The 542-nt window shown below is 56.1% G+C and carries 1 protein-coding gene and 1 pseudogene; both read right to left on the bottom strand.

The annotated features are described in order from the left end of the window. Positions 1-141: pseudogene (locus HT737_RS30820) on the bottom strand (twin-arginine translocase TatA/TatE family subunit); the annotation flags it as partial. A gap of 25 nt (positions 142-166) precedes the next feature. Further along, positions 167-499 (bottom strand): phosphoribosyl-ATP diphosphatase, encoded by a 333-nt coding sequence (locus HT737_RS30815; RefSeq protein WP_003220849.1) that lies wholly within the window; start codon positions 497-499, stop codon positions 167-169. Between the last annotated feature and the right edge of the window lie 43 nt (positions 500-542).

The raw sequence follows: 542 nt of genomic DNA, 5'->3' as shown, positions 1-542 counted from the left end.
TCTCATCGTCGTTCATGGCTTTGCGAAAACCTTGATCGACTCACCGACGTCGGTGCCGAGGTTTTTCAGTTTCTTGGTGCCGAACACCAGCACCACGACTACCAGAATGACGATCCAGTGTTTCCAGTCAAAAATGCCCATGTTGCTGTTCCTCTCTAAAAATTGTTCAGGCGGACGGACGCGAGGCTTTCTCGACGTGTCCGGACAGGCCGAAGCGGCGATCCAGTTCATCCAGCACGGCCTGCGGATGCTGCCCCAGTTGGGCGAGCATGACCATGCTGTGGAACCACAGGTCGGCAGTCTCGTAGATCACATCGCTGCAGTCACCGCTGATGGCGGCGTCCTTGGCGGCAATAATGGTTTCGACCGACTCTTCGCCGACTTTCTCCAGAATCTTGTTCAGGCCCTTGTGATACAGACTAGCTACATATGAGCTGTCGGCCGCTGCGCCTTTGCGCTCTTCAAGTACCTGAGCGAGGCGGGTCAGGGTGTCACTCATGGGAGGATGTGTCATCAGTCATTTCCTGAGCTGCGCCGGAGCT

The sequence above is a fragment of the Pseudomonas sp. MD195_PC81_125 genome (assembly GCF_014060985.1).
GTDB classification, from domain to species: Bacteria; Pseudomonadota; Gammaproteobacteria; order Pseudomonadales; family Pseudomonadaceae; genus Aquipseudomonas; species Aquipseudomonas parakoreensis.
The sequence above is the reverse complement of the archived record's forward strand: the minus strand, read 5'-3'. Positions and strand labels throughout refer to the sequence as shown.